This is a genomic window from Streptococcus sp. k-90 (assembly GCF_013277565.1).
In the GTDB taxonomy this organism is placed as follows: domain Bacteria; phylum Bacillota; class Bacilli; order Lactobacillales; family Streptococcaceae; genus Streptococcus.
The window spans coordinates 62,666-83,966 of the sequence record NZ_VMNE01000015.1 but is presented as its reverse complement, the minus strand read 5'-3'; the positions used below and the strand labels follow the sequence as shown (position 1 = coordinate 83,966).

General features: G+C 39.9%; 21 protein-coding genes and 1 pseudogene. 19 read left to right on the top strand and 3 right to left on the bottom strand.

Annotated elements, in window-relative coordinates; all coding sequences use genetic code 11:
* Positions 1-145 precede the first annotated feature (145 nt).
* From HT734_RS05280 to HT734_RS05265, 4 genes are all read left to right on the top strand, one after another.
* On the top strand, positions 146-1,114 hold the full coding sequence (locus HT734_RS05280) for a ribose-phosphate diphosphokinase (protein WP_033680978.1): 969 nt from the start codon (positions 146-148) through the stop codon (positions 1,112-1,114).
* 118 nt (positions 1,115-1,232) lie between these two features.
* Complete coding sequence (locus HT734_RS05275; protein ID WP_173277343.1) at positions 1,233-2,168, top strand: Rpn family recombination-promoting nuclease/putative transposase; 936 nt, start codon at positions 1,233-1,235, stop codon at positions 2,166-2,168.
* 376 nt (positions 2,169-2,544) lie between these two features.
* Positions 2,545-3,618 carry an N-acetylmuramoyl-L-alanine amidase family protein gene (locus tag HT734_RS09600; protein ID WP_173277345.1) on the top strand — a complete coding sequence of 358 codons (1,074 nt, stop codon included), beginning with the start codon at positions 2,545-2,547 and terminating at the stop codon, positions 3,616-3,618.
* A gap of 142 nt (positions 3,619-3,760) precedes the next feature.
* Positions 3,761-5,086 carry a nucleoside triphosphate hydrolase gene (locus HT734_RS05265; protein ID WP_173277347.1) on the top strand — a complete coding sequence of 442 codons (1,326 nt, stop codon included), beginning with the start codon at positions 3,761-3,763 and terminating at the stop codon, positions 5,084-5,086.
* Between the two features lie 274 nt (positions 5,087-5,360).
* Here HT734_RS05265 and HT734_RS09445 read toward each other — a convergent pair.
* Together HT734_RS09445 and HT734_RS05255 are read right to left on the bottom strand one after the other, a co-directional pair.
* Positions 5,361-5,824: pseudogene (locus HT734_RS09445) on the bottom strand (hypothetical protein); the annotation flags it as partial.
* A 10-nt stretch (positions 5,825-5,834) separates the two neighbouring features.
* The gene (locus HT734_RS05255) at positions 5,835-6,710 is read right to left on the bottom strand and encodes an Rpn family recombination-promoting nuclease/putative transposase (protein WP_173277351.1); all 876 of its coding nucleotides are present in this window, start codon (positions 6,708-6,710) and stop codon (positions 5,835-5,837) included.
* A gap of 147 nt (positions 6,711-6,857) precedes the next feature.
* Between HT734_RS05255 and polA the strand changes: the two genes are divergently transcribed.
* The gene (gene polA, locus HT734_RS05250) at positions 6,858-9,491 is read left to right on the top strand and encodes a DNA polymerase I (protein WP_173277353.1); all 2,634 of its coding nucleotides are present in this window, start codon (positions 6,858-6,860) and stop codon (positions 9,489-9,491) included.
* 84 nt (positions 9,492-9,575) lie between these two features.
* Complete coding sequence (locus HT734_RS05245) at positions 9,576-10,013, top strand: CoA-binding protein (protein ID WP_173277355.1); 438 nt, start codon at positions 9,576-9,578, stop codon at positions 10,011-10,013.
* A gap of 182 nt (positions 10,014-10,195) precedes the next feature.
* On the opposite strand, the gene HT734_RS05240 is transcribed toward HT734_RS05245, so the two are convergent.
* Positions 10,196-11,206 (bottom strand): YeiH family protein, encoded by a 1,011-nt coding sequence (locus HT734_RS05240; protein WP_173277357.1) that lies wholly within the window; start codon positions 11,204-11,206, stop codon positions 10,196-10,198.
* 478 nt (positions 11,207-11,684) lie between these two features.
* Between HT734_RS05240 and HT734_RS05235 the strand changes: the two genes are divergently transcribed.
* From HT734_RS05235 to HT734_RS09425, 13 genes are all read left to right on the top strand, one after another.
* On the top strand, positions 11,685-12,854 hold the full coding sequence (locus HT734_RS05235; protein WP_173277358.1) for a pyridoxal phosphate-dependent aminotransferase: 1,170 nt from the start codon (positions 11,685-11,687) through the stop codon (positions 12,852-12,854).
* Positions 12,851-13,621, top strand: coding sequence for a DNA repair protein RecO (gene recO, locus HT734_RS05230; protein ID WP_173277360.1), 771 nt, complete (start codon positions 12,851-12,853; stop codon positions 13,619-13,621). The genes HT734_RS05235 and recO overlap by 4 nt, the downstream gene beginning before the upstream one ends.
* Entirely contained in the window at positions 13,618-14,610 is a 993-nt protein-coding gene (plsX, locus tag HT734_RS05225; protein ID WP_173277362.1) for a phosphate acyltransferase PlsX, read from the top strand. The genes recO and plsX overlap by 4 nt, the downstream gene beginning before the upstream one ends.
* 5 nt (positions 14,611-14,615) lie before the next feature.
* Positions 14,616-14,849 carry an acyl carrier protein gene (locus HT734_RS05220; RefSeq protein WP_173277364.1) on the top strand — a complete coding sequence of 78 codons (234 nt, stop codon included), beginning with the start codon at positions 14,616-14,618 and terminating at the stop codon, positions 14,847-14,849.
* A 448-nt stretch (positions 14,850-15,297) separates the two neighbouring features.
* Entirely contained in the window at positions 15,298-16,467 is a 1,170-nt protein-coding gene (locus tag HT734_RS05215) for an N-acetylmuramoyl-L-alanine amidase family protein (RefSeq protein ID WP_173277366.1), read from the top strand.
* 152 nt (positions 16,468-16,619) lie between these two features.
* Positions 16,620-16,766: a smi_0057.1 family bacteriocin-like peptide gene (locus HT734_RS05210; RefSeq protein WP_173277368.1), complete on the top strand. Its 147-nt coding sequence runs from the start codon at positions 16,620-16,622 to the stop codon at positions 16,764-16,766.
* 564 nt (positions 16,767-17,330) lie between these two features.
* Entirely contained in the window at positions 17,331-18,146 is an 816-nt protein-coding gene (locus tag HT734_RS09440; protein WP_240151622.1) for a GHKL domain-containing protein, read from the top strand.
* Complete coding sequence (locus HT734_RS05200; protein WP_173277372.1) at positions 18,143-18,874, top strand: response regulator transcription factor; 732 nt, start codon at positions 18,143-18,145, stop codon at positions 18,872-18,874. The genes HT734_RS09440 and HT734_RS05200 overlap by 4 nt, the downstream gene beginning before the upstream one ends.
* A gap of 468 nt (positions 18,875-19,342) precedes the next feature.
* Entirely contained in the window at positions 19,343-19,540 is a 198-nt protein-coding gene (locus HT734_RS05195) for a class IIb bacteriocin, lactobin A/cerein 7B family (RefSeq protein WP_153224195.1), read from the top strand.
* Between the two features lie 213 nt (positions 19,541-19,753).
* A complete protein-coding gene (locus HT734_RS05190) occupies positions 19,754-19,909 on the top strand; it encodes a smi_0061 family bacteriocin-like peptide (protein WP_000357248.1) in 156 nt (51 codons plus the stop codon).
* A gap of 3 nt (positions 19,910-19,912) precedes the next feature.
* Complete coding sequence (locus HT734_RS09430; RefSeq protein ID WP_240151620.1) at positions 19,913-20,128, top strand: bacteriocin immunity protein; 216 nt, start codon at positions 19,913-19,915, stop codon at positions 20,126-20,128.
* Positions 20,129-20,208: 80 nt separating this feature from the next.
* A complete protein-coding gene (locus HT734_RS05185; RefSeq protein ID WP_173277373.1) occupies positions 20,209-20,388 on the top strand; it encodes a hypothetical protein in 180 nt (59 codons plus the stop codon).
* Positions 20,389-20,807: 419 nt separating this feature from the next.
* The gene (locus HT734_RS09425) at positions 20,808-20,996 is read left to right on the top strand and encodes a hypothetical protein (RefSeq protein ID WP_033679471.1); all 189 of its coding nucleotides are present in this window, start codon (positions 20,808-20,810) and stop codon (positions 20,994-20,996) included.
* The last annotated feature ends 305 nt before the right edge of the window (positions 20,997-21,301 follow it).

The window sequence follows — 21,301 nt, the reverse complement described above, 5'->3', positions numbered from 1 at the left end:
AATATTTTTCAAAAGAATGATGCAAGGGTACAAATATGGTGCCCTTCTTTTATTTTTGATTGAAAAATAGTGTAAAAAGCGCTACAATGGTAGATGGAAAAATCTTGTGAAAAGCACAAGCGATACATATATACCGGAGGAAATCATGTCTTTTTCTGATTTAAAGCTGTTTGCCCTTTCTTCTAATAAAGAATTGGCAGAACGTGTGGCGCAGGAGATTGGGATAGAGTTGGGGAAATCAAGTGTTCGCCAATTTTCAGATGGAGAGATTCAGGTCAACATCGAAGAATCAATCCGTGGGAAACACGTCTTTATCCTACAATCAACTAGCTCGCCTGTAAATGACAATCTGCTTGAAATTTTGATTATGGTAGATGCTTTGAAGCGTGCGAGTGCAGAATCTGTCAATGTTGTCATGCCTTACTATGGGTATGCACGTCAGGATAGAAAGGCGAGAGCGCGTGAGCCAATCACTTCAAAACTTGTCGCAAATATGCTTGAAGTAGCTGGAGTGGATCGTTTGTTGACCATCGACTTGCATGCTGCGCAGATTCAAGGATTCTTTGATATTCCTGTGGATCATTTGATGGGAGCTCCTCTGATTGCGGATTATTTTGAGCGTCGTGGCATGGTTGGTTCTGACTATGTGGTTGTCAGTCCAGACCATGGAGGGGTGACTCGTGCCCGTAAGTTGGCAGAATTTTTGAAAACATCTATCGCTATCATTGACAAACGTCGTAGCGTTGATAAGATGAATACCAGTGAAGTCATGAACATCATCGGTAAGGTCGAAGGCAAGACTTGTATCTTGATTGATGATATGATTGATACTGCTGGAACGATTTGTCATGCGGCAGATGCCCTTGCGGAAGCTGGTGCTGTTGAAGTCTATGCAAGCTGTACTCACCCAGTTCTTTCTGGTCCTGCTATGGACAATATCCAAAAATCAGCTATTAAGAAATTGGTTGTTTTGGATACCATCTATCTGCCAGAAGAGCGTTTGATTGATAAGATTGAGCAGATTTCAATCGCTCATCTCTTGGGGGATGCTATCGTCCGTATCCATGAAAAACGCCCACTTTCTCCACTTTTTGGTATTGAGAAAAAGATTTAATAATCAAGCCTGAGATAATTCTCAGGTTTTTTTCGTCTCTTTTCCGAATAAATAGATAGTAACAGTGAATCTAGGAAACCTAGATTTAAAACTGTGGTATAATAAAAGGAGGAAAAGGATGATTCTAAGACATCCGGGCATCAGCCCAACCAATGATTTGGTTGCTAAGAAAATTTTCAGCAATCCAGAAATCACTTGTCAATTTATTCGCGATATGCTGGACTTGCCAGCCAAAAATGTGACCATTTTGGAGGGAAGTAATATTCATGTCTTACCTTCCATGCCCTATTCAGCGCAAGATTTCTATACAAGTATTGATGTCTTGGCGGAGTTGGACAATGGCACTCAAGTAATTATTGAGATTCAGGTTCATCATCAGAATTTTTTCATCAATCGCCTGTGGGCTTACCTGTGCAGTCAGGTCAATCAAAATCTAGAAAAAATTCGCCAGCAAGAAGGCAATACTCATCAAAGTTACAAACACATCGCACCAGTATACGCAATCGCAATTGTGGACAGCAACTACTTCTCAGATGATTTGGCTTTTCATAGCTTTAGTATGCGAGAAGACACGACAGGTGAGGTCTTAACCATCACCAATAACGGTCAAGAAAACCATCTGGTTAAGATGGCATTCTTGGAATTAAAAAAATACAGAGAAACCAGCAAAGATAGCATTCGCAAACCATGGTTGGAGTTTTTCGGGAATAAACCCTTTACCCAGCAACCTGAGCGAGCCATCAGTCAGGCAGACCAACTGCTGGACTATAAGAGCTGGTCTGAGGAGGACAGGAAAATGTTTAGTCAACTACGTATGCGCGAAGAACAAGCCTTGTTAGCACAGGACTATGCCTTGGAAACTGCTAGGGCCGAAGGTATTGAAAAAGGCTTAGAACGTGGTCGTGCAGAAGGTATTGAACAAGGTTTAGAGCGTGGGAAAGCTGAAGGAAGTTTCGCTATGTTAGCAAATCTAGTCCGTCAAGGTATTCTGACACCTGAGGTTGCGAGTCAACAATTGGGTATGACGGTTGCTGAGTTTGAAGCTTTATTATGAGTTCAATCTTTATCTTTATATAGTAGAAAGTTTATGAAATGGCAAGTTTTAGTTGAATACTTGCCGTTTTTACTTGACTTTTATGAGGGTTTATAAGATAATACCAAGGAAGTGAGTTCTATCCAACTGTCTATGTGGATTAGATATGAATGATTTTACTCAAGGATGATCAGTTTGTGAGATTTTCACTCAAAAATACAATATTTGACGGGTATTTTTCTCACAAAGATGTTTTTTCACCTTTTTTTGAAAAAATAGGTAAAAACTTTAAAAACTAGAAGAAAACCCTTGACAAATCCTGCAAATATTTATATACTGTATGGTAGTAAGATAGTCTTACGAAAAATATATAATGAAAAACAAAGGAGATAAAACGATGAAAAAAGTTTTATTGACAAGCGCAGTCGCTCTTGCAGCATTTGGTGCTGTTCAAGCTGTTTCAGCTAATGATCTTAGCACTTCTGCTGGTGCTACTAATGGTGGTACAGTATATGGTAAAGTAGATCCTAGAACTGGTAAAATTGTAGGTAACGCATATAGTGCAAATGAACACCCTTCATTCCACCATGCAGTGCCAGATGCTGACCAATACAAACCAGCTGAACCAGCTACAAATCCATATGATGTTGTTAAGGATAAAGATGGAAAAGTTATTAAAGCAGTAAAATTTGGTAACGGTTCACATGTACGTTTCCATGTTCGTGATATCAAAGGTAATGCAGTAGCAGGTGTTAAAGTTGATGTTATGATTTGGGCAAACAAAGCTGACTACTTGAACTACGCTAAAGCAAACGTTGTTTCTGCTGAGTCTGATGCGGCAGGTGATGTTGAACTTGCAGTAGCAAATGGCGGATTGGTTCAATACCGTGTTGCTTATGTACCAAAAGGGTATGTTGTAAAAGGTATTGAGTCAAATAGTGGACTTTACACAGTAAATAAAACTTCAAACGGTGCGGAAATCGGTAGCGTCGCAGAAGGAACATTTGTGTATAGTGGTTCTGCTGATTTAGACCAAGATGGAAAAGCTGATATGTTCACAAACGCAAACGTTGATTTGGTTCTTGAAAAAACTGACTCATACAACGTTATGAAAGACCAATGGGTACAAGAAGAAGCTGGATGGAAATACTACGCTTCTAACAAAGCTGTTACAGGTTGGAAACAAGTTGACGGTAAATGGTACTTCTTTAACGCTGAAGGCGTAATGCAAAAATGGTGGGTTAAAGATGGAAACACTTGGTACTACCTAAACGGATCAGGCGCTATGCAAACTGGTTGGTTGCAAGACGGTGGTAAATGGTACTACCTTGAAAACTCAGGTGCTATGAAAGCTAGTCAATGGTTTGAAGTTTCTGGTAAATGGTACTATGTTGACGGTTCAGGTGCCCTTGCAGTTAACACTACTGTAGGTGGATACACTGTTAACGGAAACGGTGAATGGGTTAAATAATCTAATTCAATAAAAAGTAGGAGAAATCTCCTACTTTTTATTTTTACCATAAAAATCCAGTTTTTCTTAGAATTTTTTTAAAAAATAAGATACAATAAAAATAGGCATAATACCTAAATTTAAAAAAATGGAGAATGTTCACATGAAAAATAAAAAAGCTTTAGCACTAGCTCTAGCTAGTGTAACAATGACGGGTGCTGCTGCTTTAACTACTTACTCAGCAATTACTGCTCCTTCTGTACATGCAGAAGAACTTGTTCGTAAAACAGAATGGATAACTGTTGCTAATGATAGTGCCCGTACTCGTACAACTGTCTATTTTGAAGCAGGAGATCAAAAAATTGACAAGCATAAGTACATAGATAAATATGAATATCAAAGTACTTATGTAGAAGGTGGAGTACGTTACTATGTATTTGTATTAAAGGGAACAAAGCTTGCTGAATTGGAAAATGATCCTAATACAGCGTCAGCGGATTTGAATAAACAAGGTTATAAATCTACTGATAAAGGAAATAGCTGGCGTGAAGTATCGGGTAATCGCTATTTCTACTCAAAAGGAAATCCAGTCAAAGGTTGGGCAATCATTGATAACAAAACATACTACTTCAATAGCGAAGGAGTTATGGCTCGTGGTATCATTGAAAATGAGTCTGAACGCTACTATCTAGATAATCAAGGTGTGAAGAGAACTGGTTTTATCAAAGTAGGTGAAAAGACTTATTACTTTGATGGAAATGGTGTCCGTAAGACAGAAGTTGTAACAGATAATGATAAAACTTACTTTGTAAAAGATGGTGTTGTTACAAACGGAGTTCATAAAGTTGGTACAAAATGGTACTTCTTTACTGCAGATGGTAAAGCGCAATCTGGTATTGTAAAAGATAGTGATGGTAAATGGTATTACATCACTGCAGAAGGTGAGCGTAAGACAGGTCTCATCAAAGGCGCTGGCGACAAGTATTACTATGTCACTGAAGAAGGTGAACGTAAGTTCGGTGAAATCACTGTTGATGGAAAAACATACTTCTTGACAGATGATTCTAATACAAAAGCTGGTTGGAACAAAGTTGATAATCACTGGATTTATGTAAACAAAGAAGGTAAACGTCAAGTTGGATGGCTTAAAGATGGCGGTAAATGGTACTACTTTAATGCTGAAGGTGTGATGCAAAAATGGTGGATCAAAGATGGTAATAAATGGTATTATCTAAATGGTTCAGGTGAAATGCAAACCGGCTGGTTACAAGATGGCGGTACTTGGTATTACCTAAATAGCTCAGGTGCTATGGAAACTGGCTGGGCTAAAGTGGGTGGTACTTGGTACTACCTTAAAGGCTCAGGTGCTATGGTGACAGGTTGGTTCCAAGTTAGCGGTAAATGGTATTACTCATATCCATCAGGTGCTTTGGCTGTGAATACAACCATCGATGGTTACACAGTAAACGCTAATGGTGAGTGGGTGTAGTTTGAATTAGTTTATGTCACTAGGAGATTTTTAGCTTAGTTTTTTATAGCAGATACTTACTAAGATAATACTGCAGTTAAATAATTAGTATCTCTAGGCGCTCTTCCATTTGTGAAATGTAAAATCCAATTAGTTAAGAGATATGAAAGAGAAGGATTTTTTGCCTTCTCTTTTGAGTTTGGGATGAATTTGAATTGTCTCGGGTAAATGAAAGAAGTGAACAGGATAATATTTCAGTCCTGTTCACTTTTATGTTATTAGTGATTATATTGTTTTACAAGAACTCTTCAAACTCATAGACAGTCATGCCTAGCTGCTGACTCGCAACCTCCGAAGTCAGAAGACCTTGGCGAACCATATCTAGGAAGGCAAAAATTTTCCCTTCTTTCCTTCCTTCAACTTTTCCACGTTCTAAGCCTTGTTCAATCCCTTTTGCGCGACCACGTTCTAAACCTTGTTCAATCCCTTCTGCACGACCACGCTCTAAACCTTTCTCCTCAGCTTGTTCCAAGGCATAGTCATGAGCCAATAATGCTTGTTCTTCACGCATCCGTAGTTGACTAAACATCTTTCTGTCCTCCTCAGACCAGCTCTTATAGTCCAGCAGTTGGTCTGCCTGGCTTATGGCTTATTCCCAAAAAACTCCAACCACGGCTTGCGAACGCTATCCTTGCTGGTTTCTCTGTATTTTCTTAATTCTAAGAATGCCATCTTGACTAGATGGTTTTCTTGACCGTTAGTGCTGGTTTTACAACAACGCCTCAAACTCAGCGACGCTCATGCCCAATTGCTCACTTGCAACCTCAACGGTTAAAAGATGTTGGCGAACCATATCTAAAAAAGCAAGCAGTTTTCCACGTTCAATACCTTTTTCTTCGGCTTGTTCCAAGGCATAATCCTGAGCCAATAATGCCTGTTCCTCACGCCTGCGTTGTTCACTAAACATCTTCCTGTCCTCCTCAGACCAGCTCTTGTAGTCCAGCAGTTGGTCTGCTTGGCTGATGGCTCGCTCGGGGCGCTGGGTAAAGGGTTTGTTCCCGAAAAACTCCAACCATGGCTTGCGAACGCTATCCTTGCTGGTTTCTCTGTATTTTTTTAATTCCAAGAACGCCATCTTAACCAAATGGTTTTCTTGTCCATTATTGGTTATGGTTAAAATCTCACCTGTCGTATCCTCTCGCATACTAAAACTGTGAAAGGCTAAGTCATCTGAGAAGTAGTTGCTATCCACGATAGCTATAGCATAAACGGGTGCAATGTGTTTGTAACTCTGGTGTGTATCACCTTCACGTTGGCGAATTTTTTCTAAGTTTTGATTGACCTGACTACATAGATAAGCCCATAGGCGATTGATGAAAAAATTCTGATGATGTACCTGAATCTCAATGATTACTTGTGTCCCATTATCCAACTCCGCCAAGACATCTATACTGGTATAGAAATCCTGAGCCGAGTATGGCATGGAAGGCAAGACATGAATATTGCTTCCCTCCAAAATAGTTACATTTTTGGTTGGTAAGTCCAACATATCGCGGATAAATTGACAAGTGATTTCTGGGTTGCTAAAGATTTTCTTAGCAACCAAATCATTGGTTGGGCTGATGCCCGGATGACGTAATGCCATACTTTCTCTCCTTTCATTATAGCACATTTTTAAATATAGGTTTACTAGATTTGATGCTTCTATCTATTTATTCGGAAAAAGTATGAAAAATACTTGGTCTGGCTCTTCCCAATGGTATTTTTTGGTGCTTTCCTTTATAATGGGTGTATGGATAAGAAAAAATTATTATTGATTGATGGGTCTTCTGTTGCTTTTCGGGCGTTTTTTGCGCTGTATCAGCAGTTGGACCGTTTTAAGAATGCAGCTGGCTTGCATACCAATGCGATTTACGGTTTCCAGTTGATGTTGAGCCATTTGTTGGAACGGGTTGAGCCGAGTCATGTTTTGGTGGCTTTTGATGCGGGAAAGACGACCTTCCGTACAGAGATGTATGCGGACTATAAGGGTGGTCGAGCTAAGACTCCTGATGAGTTTCGTGAGCAATTTCCTTTTATTCGTGAATTGCTGGATCATATGGGGATTCGTCATTATGAGTTGGCTCAGTATGAGGCGGACGACATCATTGGGACGCTGGATAAGCTAGCAGAACAGGATGGTTTTGATATTACCATTGTCAGTGGGGACAAGGATTTGATTCAGCTGACGGATGAGCATACGGTGGTTGAAATTTCCAAGAAAGGTGTGGCTGAGTTTGAGGCCTTTACGCCAGAATATCTTATGGAAAAGATGGGCATTACACCGACGCAGTTTATCGATCTCAAGGCGCTCATGGGTGATAAGTCGGATAATATCCCTGGAGTAACCAAAATCGGTGAAAAGACGGGTATTAAGCTCTTGCTGGAGCATGGTTCGCTCGAGGGGATTTATGAAAATATTGATGGAATGAAGGCTTCTAAGATGAAGGAAAATCTCATCAATGATAAGGAACAGGCCTTTTTGTCTAAAACACTAGCGACTATTGATACTAAGGCACCGGTTGAGATTGGTTTGGAGGATTTGGTCTATAGTGGTCCAGATGTGGAAAATCTCGGGAAATTCTACGATGAGATGGGCTTCAAACAGCTCAAGCAGGCTTTAAATGTATCGTCAGCTGATGTAGCTGAGAGCTTGGACTTTACTATCGTTGATCAAGTCAGTCAAGATATGCTGAGTGAGGAGTCTATCTTCCACTTTGAGCTTTTTGGTGAGAATTACCATATGGATGATTTGGTTGGTTTTGCCTGGTCTTGTGGGGATAAGCTCTATGCTACAGACAAGCTTGAGCTTTTGCAAGAGCCGATTTTCAAGGACTTTTTAGAAAAAACACCTCTGAGAGTTTATGATTTTAAAAAAGCTAAAGTGCTCTTGCATCGTTTTGGTGTGGATTTGCAGTCGCCTGCTTTTGATAGCCGTTTGGCTAAATACCTTCTTTCGACTGTGGAGGACAATGAAATTGCGACTATTGCTAGTCTTTATGGTCAGACTTACTTGGTTGATGATGAAACTTTCTACGGTAAGGGTGTTAAAAAGGCCCTTCCTGAACGTGAGAAATTCTTGGAACACTTGGCTTGTAAGCTTGCTGTTTTAGTCGAAACAGAGCCTATTTTGCTTGAAAAACTCAGTGAAAATGGGCAATTAGAGCTTCTTTATGATATAGAGCAACCTCTAGCCTTTGTCCTTGCCAAGATGGAAATTGCTGGGATTAGGGTCAAGAAAGAGACCTTGCTTGAGATGCAGGCTGAAAATGAGCTTGTCATTGAAAAACTCACTCAAGAGATTTACGAACTGGCTGGTGAGGAGTTTAATATCAACTCGCCTAAGCAGTTGGGCGTGCTTCTCTTTGAAAAATTGGAGCTACCTCTAGAATACACTAAGAAAACCAAGACAGGTTATTCGACAGCGGTGGATGTGTTGGAGCGTCTAGCTCCTATTGCACCGATTGTTAAGAAAATCCTGGATTACCGTCAAATTGCTAAGATTCAATCCACTTATGTGATTGGCTTGCAGGACTGGATTTTAGCTGATGGAAAGATTCATACTCGCTATGTGCAGGATTTAACCCAAACAGGTCGTCTGTCTAGTGTGGATCCAAACTTGCAAAATATTCCTGTGCGTTTGGAACAAGGGCGTCTCATTCGGAAAGCTTTTGTACCTGAGTGGGAGGATAGTGTCCTGCTTAGTTCGGACTATTCACAGATTGAATTGCGCGTTTTGGCACATATCTCTAAAGATGAACACTTGATCAAGGCCTTCCAAGAGGGGGCAGATATCCATACTTCGACAGCCATGCGGGTCTTTGGCATTGAGCGTCCTGAGGATGTGACTGCAAACGACCGTCGCAATGCCAAGGCGGTTAACTTTGGAGTGGTTTACGGGATTTCAGATTTTGGTTTGTCTAATAATTTGGGCATTAGCCGTAAGGAGGCCAAAGCCTACATTGATACCTACTTTGAACGCTTCCCAGGTATTAAAAACTACATGGATGAAGTGGTGCGTGAGGCGCGTGATAAGGGCTATGTGGAGACTCTCTTCAAGCGTCGTCGTGAGTTGCCAGATATCAATTCGCGAAACTTTAATATTCGTGGTTTTGCCGAGCGGACAGCTATCAACTCTCCTATCCAGGGTTCGGCAGCAGATATTCTCAAGATTGCCATGATTCAGCTGGATAAAGCCTTGGTTGCAGGTGGTTATCAGACTAAGATGCTTCTGCAGGTACACGATGAAATTGTCCTTGAAGTTCCTAAATCTGAATTGGCAGAGATGAAAAAATTGGTCAAACAAACCATGGAAGAAGCCATTCAACTCAGTGTTCCCCTCATCGCGGATGAGAATGAAGGGGCAACCTGGTACGAGGCTAAATAAAAAGGGAGCTAGTCTTCCTTTTTTGTAGTAGAATTATGCAAGCCTTTTCAAAATGTGCTATACTGATGAAAAAGGAGGATTTCTATGAGTCAAGAATTTATCAATCCAAGTGATGGCGTGATTCGTCAGTATCTCGCAACGAGTAAAACCCTTGCTGTTGTGGGTTTGTCAGACCGTGAGGAAACAACTAGCAATCGAGTGACCAAGGAAATGCAGGCCCGGGGTTATAAAATCATCCCAGTCAATCCCAAGGTAGCAGGTGGAGAAATCTTGGGTGAAAAGGCTTATGCTAGCCTAGCAGAGATTCCTTTTCCTGTAGATATTGTCAATGTTTACCGTCGCAGTGAGTTTTTGCCAGATGTGGCGCGTGATTTTCTCAAGGCTGATGCTAAGATTTTTTGGGCGCAGCTAGGACTTGAAAATCTAGAAGCGGAAGAGATCTTGCGTGCTGGTGGATGTGATGATATCGTGATGAATCGTTGCATCAAGAGAGAACATACTCGCTTGATTAAGGAAGCATAAGAAAAAGGTAGCTGGTGGGCTACCTTTTGTGTTATACTCAATGAAAATCAAAGAGCAGACTAGGAAACTAGCCGCAGGTTGCTCAAAACACAGTTTTGAGGTTGTAGATAAGACTGACGAAGTCAGTCACATATATACAGCAAGGCGACGTTGACGTGGTTTGAAGAGATTTTCGAAGAGTGTTAGAAAATGCCGATAAGGGTCTGCATACCAAGACTGGTGAGGATGATGGCAATCCAGCATATGGCTCCAAGAAGAATGGATTTTCCGCTGGATTTGACCATAGCTACTAGATTGGTTTTGAGTCCGATAGCACTCATGGCCATGATAATGAGGAATTTGGAGAGTTGTTTGAGAGGGGTAAAGAAACTATTGGACACACCGAGAGAGGTCAGGAGGGTAGTTAGGAGAGATGCAAGGATAAAGTAAAGGATAAAAAGTGGGAATACTTTTTTCAGTTGAAAGCCTTGCTTATTTTTTTGCTCGCGACTTTGCCAGTAGGAGAGAAAGAGAGTGATGGGGATGATAGCCAGTGTCCGCGTAAGTTTGACAATGGTTGCGGATTCGAGGGTATTACTTTGGTAAAGGCTGTCCCAGGCGCTGGCTGTGGCGGTTACAGAGGAAGTATCATTAACGGCTGTTCCTGCAAAGAGGGCGAAGCCGTCATTGGATAGATGAAGCCAGGTGCCGAGGGTTGGAAAGATGAGCGCAGCCAAGACATTGAAGAAAAAGATAACGGAAATGGATTGGGCTACTTCCTTTTCCTTGGCATGGATAACGGGCGCTGTCGCAGCAATGGCAGAACCACCACAGATTGAAGAACCTACTCCAACCAAGGTAGCCAGTTTTGTATCCAGTGCAAAGAAGCGCTGGAAGAAGTAGGCAATAATCAGAGCTATTGAGATAGTGGACAGGATGACAGGGAGTGAAGATTGGCCAACTGCGAAGACCTGCGAGATATTGAGACCAAAACCAAGCAAGACAACGGCATATTGGAGCAATTTTTTAGAACTAAAGGTCAACCCAGCATCCAGTTGTTTATAGGACGAGAGAAAGGGATGTAGGAGCATGCCTATGAAAATGGCAAAAACGGGCGCGCCAATGACAGGGAAGAATCCTCCTAAGTACCAAGATACGATAGAAATGAGAAGGCAGGCCAAGATACCTGCTCCATTTTTTGATAGAAATGACATAAAAACCTCCAAATAGAATCTGTTACCATTATAGACCTGTAAACAGGAAAAGTAAAATAGAAAGTAGGTCCTAACAATTATTTGACAAGTAGTGCTAATTATGTAATAATAATCTTACAAGAACTGTAACGAAGTCTTGGCAAAAAGAAATACCAGAGCTCCACCTCTGGTATTTCTTTTTGTCCAGTTACATTAAAACTAAACTCAGGTTATATTTTTTTGTCGCGCTTATCTAACCACTTTCTGACTATCCACTCAGAAATGATATTACCGGTAATAGTAATCAGTAATGGTGCTAGAATAACTGTAACGAAGATTAGCAAAAACTCACCTCCAAACTAAGTTCGTTAGTGGAGTTGCGACAAATCCATTTTAACATACTTCAATTTGTTATGTTAGCGTTATTCTATCATGTATTTTTGCGGTCGGGGGGCTTTTATAGTATAATAGAGATACGTTTTGAAAGTAGGAGGTATCTATGGACTTAACTAAGCGCTTTAATAAACAGTTAGATAAGATTCAAGTTTCGTTGATTCGTCAGTTTGACCAGGCTATTTCTGAGATTCCTGGGGTCTTACGTTTGACCTTGGGGGAACCTGATTTTACAACGCCAGATCATGTCAAGGAGGCGGCTAAGCGAGCGATTGACCAGAACCAATCCTACTATACAGGGATGAGTGGTCTGCTGACCTTACGTCAGGCAGCTAGTGACTTTGTTAAGGAAAAGTACCAACTGGACTATGCTCCTGAAAATGAAATCTTGGTTACAATTGGGGCGACAGAAGCCTTATCTGCTACTTTGACAGCTATTTTAGAAGAGGGAGACAAGGTGCTCTTGCCAGCTCCTGCTTATCCAGGTTATGAACCGATTGTCAATCTAGTTGGGGCAGAGGTTGTCGAGATTGACACGACTGAAAATGGTTTTGTCTTGACTCCTGAGATGTTGGAGAAGGCTATTTTGGAGCAAGGTGACAAGCTCAAGGCGGTTATTCTCAACTATCCAGCCAATCCGACAGGAATTACCTACAGTCGGGAGCAGTTGGAAGCTTTGGCAGACGTTTTACGCAAGTACGAAATTTTCGTTGTCTGTGATGAGGTCTACTCAGAATTGACCTATACAGGGGAAGCCCATGTGTCTCTAGGAACGATGTTGAGAGACCAGGCTATCATTATCAATGGTTTGTCTAAATCGCATGCTATGACAGGTTGGCGTTTGGGCTTGATTTTTGCTCCTGCGGTCTTCACAGCCCAGTTAATCAAGAGTCACCAGTACTTGGTCACTGCCGCAAATACCATGGCGCAACATGCTGCGGTAGAAGCCTTGACAGCTGGTAAAAACGATGCGGAGCCTATGAAGAAGGAATACATCCAGCGTCGGGACTATATTATCGAGAAAATGACTGCTCTTGGTTTTGAGATTATCAAACCAGACGGTGCCTTCTATATCTTTGCTAAGATTCCAGACGGCTACAATCAAGATTCCTTTGCTTTTCTGAAAGATTTTGCTCAGAAGAAGGCCGTTGCCTTTATCCCTGGTGCTGCCTTTGGGCGTTACGGGGAAGGATATGTTCGTCTGTCTTATGCGGCCAGCATGGGGACTATCACAGAAGCCATGAAACGACTTGAGGAGTACATGAGAGAAGCATGATTCAGTCTATCACGAGTCAAGGTTTGGTGCTCTACAATCGTAACTTTCGTGAGGATGACAAGTTAGTTAAGATTTTTACAGAGCAGGCTGGCAAGCGCATGTTTTTCGTTAAACATGCTGGCCAGTCCAAACTGGCGTCGGTTATTCAGCCCTTAGTGCTGGCACGATTTCTCTTGCGAATCAATGATGACGGACTCAGTTACATTGAGGACTATCACGAGGTGATGACCTTTCCCAAGATTAATAGCGATCTCTTTGTCATGGCCTATGCGACCTATGTGGCGGCTCTTGCAGATGCTAGTTTGCAGGATAATCAGCAGGATGCTCCCTTGTTTGCTTTTTTGCAAAAGACTTTGGAATTGATGGAAGCTGGCTTGGATTATCAAGTTTTGACTACTATTTTTGAAATTCAAATCTTGACTCGATTTGGAATCAGCCTCAATTTTAATGAGTGTGTCTTTTGCCATAGGGTTGGCCAGGCTTTTGACTTTTCTTTCAAATATGGAGCCTGTCTTTGCCCAGAGCATTATCATGAGGATGAGAAACGATGTCATCTGAATCCCAATATCCCTTATCTGCTCAATCAATTTCAAGCTATCGATTTTGAGACCTTGGAGACCATTTCGCTCAAGACTGAAATCAAGCAAGAGCTACGCCAATTTATGGATCAACTCTACGAAGAGTACGTTGGGATTCACCTAAAATCAAAGAAATTTATTGATTCCCTAGCAGACTGGGGACAATTACTAAAAGAGGAAAAGAAATGAAAAAAATCGCAGTAGATGCCATGGGGGGCGATTACGCACCTCAGGCCATCGTTGAGGGTATCAATCAAGCCCTAGCTGACTTTTCAGATATCGAGGTTCAACTCTACGGAGATGAAGCTAAAATCAAGCAATATCTGACAGCGACAGAGCGCGTCAGAATTATCCATACGGATGAGAAGATTGATTCAGACGATGAACCTGCTAGAGCTATTCGGAAGAAGAAAAATGCCAGTATGGTATTGGCAGCCAAGGCTGTCAAAGAGGGTGAAGCAGACGCTGTTCTCTCGGCTGGGAATACAGGTGCTTTGTTGGCGGCTGGATTCTTCATCGTAGGTCGTATCAAGAACATCGATCGACCAGGTCTTATGTCGACTTTGCCGACTGTAGATGGGAAAGGTTTTGACATGCTAGACCTCGGAGCTAATGCAGAAAATACAGCCCAGCACCTCCATCAATATGCGGTTCTAGGTTCCTTCTATGCTAAAAATGTTCGTGGAATTGCGCAACCACGTGTTGGCTTGCTCAATAACGGAACAGAGAGTAGTAAGGGAGACCCACTTCGTAAGGAAACCTATGAATTACTAGTGGCTGATGAAAGTTTAAACTTTATCGGAAACGTGGAAGCGCGTGATTTGATGAATGGCGTTGCAGATGTTGTTGTGGCAGATGGTTTCACGGGAAACGCTGTGCTCAAATCCATTGAAGGGACAGCCATGGGAATCATGGGCTTGCTCAAGACAGCTATTACAGGTGGTGGTCTTCGAGCGAAACTAGGCGCACTACTTCTCAAGAATAGCCTCAGAGGTTTGAAAAAACAGCTCAACTACTCAGATGTTGGTGGAGCAGTCTTGTTTGGTGTCAAGGCACCTGTTGTCAAGACTCATGGCTCAAGCGATGCCAAGGCTGTTTATAGTACAATCCGCCAGATTCGTACCATGCTAGAAACAGACGTAGTTGCCCAGACTGCGCGTGAATTTTCAGGAGAATAAAAGAGATGACAGAAAAAGAAATTTTTGACCGTATTGTGACCATTATCCAAGAGCGACAGGGAGAGGACTTTGTCGTAACAGAATCCTTGAGTCTGAAAGACGACTTGGATGCTGACTCAGTTGACTTGATGGAGTTTATCTTGACTCTGGAAGATGAATTTAATATCGAAATCAGTGATGAGGAAATTGATCAACTCCAAAGTGTAGGGGATGTTATCAAGATCATTCAAGCAAAATAAAGATAAGAAGTTCCAAGGCATTTGCTTTGGAATTTTTTATTTGGCTTAATACTCTTCGAAAATCTCTTCAAACCACGTCAGCTCTATCTGCCACCTCAAAACAGTGTTTTGAGCAACCTGCGGCTAGCTTCCTAGTTTGCTCTTTGATTTTCATTGAGTATAAGTGACCGTTTAGGAACAGATTTAGTCTTTCTAGGGACAGGAGAAATCTGAGGAGAAATAAGGGATATAATAGAGTCAGAAAAAATCAATCTCCAAAAAGGAGAAAAAAGAAAGGATTTTTATAGAGTTGTATCAATACGGTATTACTCAAAATACAATTCGTAGATATTGGTAATATTGTCTAATTTTTCACAATATTATTGACTTTGACTATGAAAAGTATTAGAATATAGCTAAATAAAGAGGTAAGTCCTCTTATAGCTATTCAATAAAGGAGGAAATGGCTATGAAAAAATCTAAACTACTTACTCTTGGTTTGCTTGCAGGTGCTGGTCTGCTTTTGTCTATCAACCAAGCACAGGCTGCAGATACTTGGGTTAAAAATGGTGCTGACTGGAATCTTTCACAAGATGGTAGTCTCGCTAAGGATAAATGGGTACAAAATGCTGGCTCATGGTATCACTTCGACAGCACTGGTAAAATGCAGACAGGCTGGCTCAAAGACGGCAATACTTGGTATTCTCTAGCAGATAGTGGTGCTATGCGCACTGGCTGGTACAAGGAAGGTAGCACATGGTACTCACTAGCAGATAGTGGTGCCATGCGTACAGGTTGGTACAAAGAAGGATCTACATGGTATTACCTCAAAGACGGTGGCGCTATGGCAACAGGATGGGCGACTGCAAATGGTAAATGGTCTTACTTTGAAAGATCAGGTGCTATGGTTGCAGATAGAGCTGTTCCAGCCAGTGATGGGGAAAGTTATGTCATTGGTAAGGATGGCTATCTAGCAAATAGAAAAGATGCTGGATACAATATTCATGATATTGTCAAACTTGGAGATGGGCAAGAATATTTGCTAAATGCTAAAGGTGACGATGTTATTATTGAAAAAAACACTTGGTATATCAAGCCTGAAATCAAGAAGTTTTCTGACAAATATGGGGATGAGGTTGCAAATACTACCTTAGCTTTAGTGGATAATAAAGAAGAAGGACAAGAAATTGATTCTAAGGCGGTTGTACAGAACTTCCAAAACTTACCAAATCGCTACTACTTTGATGAAAATGGATATCGTGTGGTTAATATCCCAGCAATGACAACCTATTCAGAAATCAAAAAAGTTGGCAATGATGTCTATTTAGAAAATCCAGGTGTACGACTTCGTCTTGGGGCTACCCACTTTACAATCAATAACAATAAATTATACTATTTAGAAAATGAGCAAGGTAAGCTCAAAACAGGTTACTTTGTATTAATTGATGATGGTATGGCTACAACCCACTATCACATCCTAGCCTATGCGGATCAATCTGGTGAGATTCTTAAGATGAAACGTTTGCCATCGGGAGTTTCAGATTATCTGGATAAAGAAATCGATGGTTTATACGGTGAAAAAATTAAGATTGAATCTCCACACTCAAACGAATATTATAAAGTGGTTGTGGTTAAATAAAAATAACATCTTCACAACTAATCGTTAACGCTCTAACCAATATACCATTTCCAGGAGGCTTTAGATTTCTTGTATTTTAAAAGGAAGCTAAAGCCTTTTGTAGATGGATCAGGGGATAGAGTTATCTATAAAATAATGAAAAGGAGTCTGTCATGGAAATGAAAAATACATTTGAAGAATTGAAACAATTTGAAGAATTAACTCCAGAGGTTTTGGAGGAAATGAATGGTGGAGGGATTTTTGAAGATACCGTAAAATGGTGCGATAAATTATTTAGTACGGGTAGACACTTTGCTTAAATTCACAGTATTCGTTAGAGATTAGATTTATTTATGATTATTTTAGAATTCTTAGTTTCTGTGCTATATATACTGTTGGTAGTCGTTTCAACCATGATGCCTACTATTTATTTGGGTGCTCAAATTTCCCCAGAATTTTATAAAAAACGTTATTGGGTCCTTGTATTTTTAATTAGTTTATCTGCTCGTCAAACATTTGGAGAATTATTCCATATAGGAATCATTCTCTTCTTTTACTGTGTTTTTTTATTAGAATTGCATAAAAGAAAAGGGGAAGCTTTTTTTCTTTCTCTGTATCTTTTTCTCTTCTTTCAGAGTATTCGTTATTTATTTTTGACAATTTGGATTCGTGTATTATCCGGTGAGCCTTGTTGTTTTGTAGATTCGTTTTCCACCTTATATAGATCTGTATTTGATTTATTATCAATATTTCTATGTTGTAAAATAATGAAGCGTTGGTCTTTGGATTTGGATTTATTCTTTTCAGATGCTTTCAAAACCCACTATCGTAAGAGTTTTTTCATTATCCTACCTCTGACTGTATTTAGGATATTCTCTTCGTTTATGACCAATATAAATAGTTCTTTCTATGTTCGTTTTGACACGACCATTTCTCTCTTGATTTTCATTCTCTTTTTCTCTTGGCTCTTTTACATCAAGCATTTGGAGCAGGTTTATCGTGATGAGCAAACCATTCAGAGACAGGAAGAAGAAAATCGTTCCTTGCAAGGAATGGTGGATAAGCTGGGTCATCTCTATGATGAAGTGCGAGGTTTCCGTCATGATTTTGCGGGAATTGTCGCTAGCATGGAGCCTGCCATAGCTAATCAAGACATGGCTGAGGTATCTACCATTTATCAAGATGTCTTTCTAAAGACCAATGAAAAGCTGAGGAAGGCAGATTACACAGCTTTTAATCTTCACAATATCCATGATATAGCCATTCGTAATACCTTGGCAAAAGCCATGATTGTGGCAGATAATCAAGGAATTCATTTTAGTTTGGAGACGGTTGGGGTTGTCGAAGAGCTGGATTTGCCGATGTTGGAGGCTATCCGTATCCTCTCTATCCTCACGACAAATGCCTTAGAGGCAGCCAGTGAGGCTGAAAATCCGCAGATTCGGGTTGCTTTGTTGGCAGGCGATAGGAGTGTTCGTTTTATCATTGAAAACACTCGTAAGAAAGAAGAACTGAATCCCAGTATTCTCAGTCAAAAGGGTTATTCGACCAAGGGAAACCACAGTGGACTGGGTTTAGCGACCTTGGAGGATATGGTTTTTCATTATGATTTAAACTTAGATACCCAGCTAGGAGAGACGACTTTTAGACAAGATTTAGAATTGCCATTTAAGGATGAGAAACGAGGGGGAGAGGAATGAGAATTTTAGTTTTGGAAGACGATAGAGTCCAGCAGGGGCGTATAGAGCAAACTTTACTAGATATCGGTCGCTCTCGCAATTTGAGATTGGAAATTGATATTGCCAAAAATTATGGAGATGTTGAAAAGTATTCTCAGTATTTTGACCATTACCAGCTCTATTTATTGGATTTAGAGATTGATGGAGAGCGTGAACGGGGCTTTCAGGTTGCTCAACAGGTTCGGGAGCAGGATCCCTTTACAAGCATTGTCTTTGTGTCTACACACTCGGAGGTCTTGCCTCTAGCTTTTCGCTACCACTTGTCTGCCTTGGATTTTATTTCCAAGGATCAGTCTGAGGAGGATTACCGTTATCAGCTGGAGCGCTGTTTGGACTATGTATTAGCAGTGGATAAGAGGGAAAATATGTGTCTCTTCACCTATAGTTTTGAGGGAAGACGGGGCTTTACTCTGCCCTACCATGAGATTTTAGCCTTTGAAACCTCAGTGGAATCCCATCGTATCAAGGTCTATTATGCTAATCATTCTATCAAGACCATTTATGGCAGTCTCAAGGATATCGCTGCCAAGGCTGAAAAAGATTACTTTGTCTATGCCAATCGCAATACTTTAGTCAGTTTACAGGCCATTGAAGAGATGACTGCCACAGAAGTGACCTTGTTAGAAGGCTTGCACTTCCCCGTATCACGAACAGCTAGAAGAACCCTTAAAAAACATCTCAATGTCTAATATCTGTTAGATTTGAATGAGTTTATCAATAAGAATATCGGAAAATTTCTGATATTCTTATTTTTTTGACTTCTTTTTCGAATAGATAAATAAGAGGAAAAGGAAAGGAGCCTAGTTCATGTTTATATCAATGTTCTACCCATGGTTCACTGAGTTATTTTTTAAATAAATTTAAATAGTTGTACATTTTCGAAATTTTTTTTCGAATAGATAAGTAAGAGGAAAAGAAAGGAGTTTGGTTTATGTTTATATCAATGTTCTACCCATGGTTCACTGAGTTATTTTTTAAATAAATTGACTTTAGTTGTACATTTTCGACTTATTTTTCGAATAAATAAGTGAGACGAAAAGGAAGGAGATTAGAAATGATTATTTCAGCTATTTATCCAACTTGGCTATTTAAGTGGCTTAGAGGATAAACATTAAACATTAAACATATAAAAACATATACAAATTGAGGAGAAAAAGATGACAAATTTTGACAAAATGGAACAGAACTTTGTAGCTCTTACAGAAGAAGAGTTGATGGATGTGGATGGGGGAATTGCACCAATTATTATTGGTGGCGTAGTTATTGGTTGGAAATTAATTGGAGGTGTAGCTGCGCTTGCTACAGTTTCAGCAGGTGCGGGCATAGCTGCAGGATATTATGCTAATCGACCATAATTTTGTAGATATATATGAAATTTGTTAAATTAATGTTGAAGATTTGGCCTGAGCTTATGGTATTACTTAGTTCAATATCTTATACAATTATCAGGTTGGTAGCTGATGTGAATAAGCTACCCTTACCTACATGGTTTGATGATTTTAATATACCAACAATTTCATTGTTTTTAATGGTATTCATTTTATTATATAGAAGTAAAGGAGAAAAGAATGGATAAATTTCAAGTAGTTGATGAGAAAGATTTGCAAGTAATTGAAGGAGGAATTGAACCTATTTCGATTATATTTGGCCTAAGTGCTATTGCATTTGGCGCATTTGGGGCTGGTTACACATTTGGTTCAGATTTGGCTCGCCGTGGGCGTTAGATAATGAACAGTCGCAACCTTAATCTCAATACATTGTTACCTAAACTAGCTACTATATTTCTTTTGTTGGGAATAACTCTTAATCTCGCGCTTCATGTGATTCGTACAGGTTCGTTAGTATCCTTTAATTGGCAATGGACTTTGGTTGGTTTGCTTTTCTCAGGATATTTTGGTATTTTTTGCAAAGATTTGTCAAAAAATAATCAAAACTATAAATGAAGAACATGAATCAAAAGTATTTTGTACATGTGAATGGCAGAGTTTTTCTGCTATTCTTGTCAGGCAAATAGGAGTCTTCTATGAAAACATTTTTATTAGGTTTTGCTGAGGGTTATTTTACCGTATCACTCATTATCTACATCACAACGTATTTGATTTTGAAAAATCCGATCAATACCCTATTTTATCCAGAAATTTACCCCGTTTTATTTGGGCTCTTTTATCTAGGCTATAAGGTCAATAAAAAGCGAGTAGAGTGAGCAGTTAAGAATGACTTGTTAGTCTGTGCTAAAATGACTAGAGTATAATCTCAGAATGCATCACATTGGAATTTAAAAGGAGTAACTATGAATCGTAATTTAGAACGGTGTTATCTATTCTAAACATGAATAGATCATACCATAGGTGGCTTAGAAATAGCAGGGACATTAGAAATTGAAGTAACTTTAAATAGGATGTCGTAAAGGTTACTATCAATGATTTATTTGTTCCAAGCTTGCCTAGGGTGACAGTAAAACATCAATTTCCTTTCATACCATATTTTTAGTAGGCAGGACATTTGTTCTGCCTATTTTTTGCCAAAAGTGCAGTTGAGGTGTTTATTTTTGAGGGATTACATGTATTTTTTGATAAAATATGATAAAATAGGTATAGAAATTAGGAAAGTTGAAGAAAAGAAATGAAGAAGATTTTAAAATATTTTTTAGTATTTGTTTTTCTATTTTTGATGAATATCTTCATCTTTAAGATACTAGCAACTCTGGGATTTCAGCTGACAATGAGTGAAAAGAGTTATATTGTACCACCGCTGTTTTCGATTATCGTTTTATATATGATTGACAAAAGAATTAGGAAGAAAAAGAAATAAATATATATTTTAGGTAGAACGTTTGTTCTGCCTATTTTTTTATCCCAAAAGTGCAGTTGGGAGGGAGATAGGCGCATTTGGGAAGGAAGTCCAGTATTTGTTTAGTGATTAGGGTAAGATAGTTGTTATCAGATGAGTTTATACTCTTCGAAAATCAAATTCAAACCACGTCAACGTCGCCTTGCCGTATATATGTGACTGACTTCGTCAGTCCTATCTACAACCTCAAAACAGTGTTTTGAGCAGCCTGCGGCTAGTTTCCTAGTTTGTTCTTTGATTTTCATTGAGTATTAGGGAAAAGGAGA

Coding starts and splice junctions, on each gene's coding strand:
- HT734_RS09430 (WP_240151620.1), top strand. CDS start 19,913: ATGAACAGTCGCAACCTTAATCTCAATACATTGTTACCTAAACTAGCT.
- HT734_RS05240 (WP_173277357.1), bottom strand. CDS start 11,206: ATGTCATTTCTATCAAAAAATGGAGCAGGTATCTTGGCCTGCCTTCTC.
- HT734_RS09600 (WP_173277345.1), top strand. CDS start 2,545: ATGAAAAAAGTTTTATTGACAAGCGCAGTCGCTCTTGCAGCATTTGGT.
- HT734_RS05265 (WP_173277347.1), top strand. CDS start 3,761: ATGAAAAATAAAAAAGCTTTAGCACTAGCTCTAGCTAGTGTAACAATG.
- HT734_RS05215 (WP_173277366.1), top strand. CDS start 15,298: ATGAAAAAATCTAAACTACTTACTCTTGGTTTGCTTGCAGGTGCTGGT.
- HT734_RS09425 (WP_033679471.1), top strand. CDS start 20,808: ATGAAGAAGATTTTAAAATATTTTTTAGTATTTGTTTTTCTATTTTTG.
- HT734_RS09440 (WP_240151622.1), top strand. CDS start 17,331: ATGACCAATATAAATAGTTCTTTCTATGTTCGTTTTGACACGACCATT.
- HT734_RS05275 (WP_173277343.1), top strand. CDS start 1,233: ATGATTCTAAGACATCCGGGCATCAGCCCAACCAATGATTTGGTTGCT.
- HT734_RS05190 (WP_000357248.1), top strand. CDS start 19,754: ATGGATAAATTTCAAGTAGTTGATGAGAAAGATTTGCAAGTAATTGAA.
- HT734_RS05220 (WP_173277364.1), top strand. CDS start 14,616: ATGACAGAAAAAGAAATTTTTGACCGTATTGTGACCATTATCCAAGAG.
- plsX (WP_173277362.1), top strand. CDS start 13,618: ATGAAAAAAATCGCAGTAGATGCCATGGGGGGCGATTACGCACCTCAG.
- HT734_RS05210 (WP_173277368.1), top strand. CDS start 16,620: ATGGAAATGAAAAATACATTTGAAGAATTGAAACAATTTGAAGAATTA.
- HT734_RS05255 (WP_173277351.1), bottom strand. CDS start 6,710: ATGGCATTACGTCATCCGGGCATCAGCCCAACCAATGATTTGGTTGCT.
- HT734_RS05245 (WP_173277355.1), top strand. CDS start 9,576: ATGAGTCAAGAATTTATCAATCCAAGTGATGGCGTGATTCGTCAGTAT.
- polA (WP_173277353.1), top strand. CDS start 6,858: ATGGATAAGAAAAAATTATTATTGATTGATGGGTCTTCTGTTGCTTTT.
- recO (WP_173277360.1), top strand. CDS start 12,851: ATGATTCAGTCTATCACGAGTCAAGGTTTGGTGCTCTACAATCGTAAC.
- HT734_RS05200 (WP_173277372.1), top strand. CDS start 18,143: ATGAGAATTTTAGTTTTGGAAGACGATAGAGTCCAGCAGGGGCGTATA.
- HT734_RS05185 (WP_173277373.1), top strand. CDS start 20,209: ATGAAAACATTTTTATTAGGTTTTGCTGAGGGTTATTTTACCGTATCA.
- HT734_RS05235 (WP_173277358.1), top strand. CDS start 11,685: ATGGACTTAACTAAGCGCTTTAATAAACAGTTAGATAAGATTCAAGTT.
- HT734_RS05195 (WP_153224195.1), top strand. CDS start 19,343: ATGACAAATTTTGACAAAATGGAACAGAACTTTGTAGCTCTTACAGAA.
- HT734_RS05280 (WP_033680978.1), top strand. CDS start 146: ATGTCTTTTTCTGATTTAAAGCTGTTTGCCCTTTCTTCTAATAAAGAA.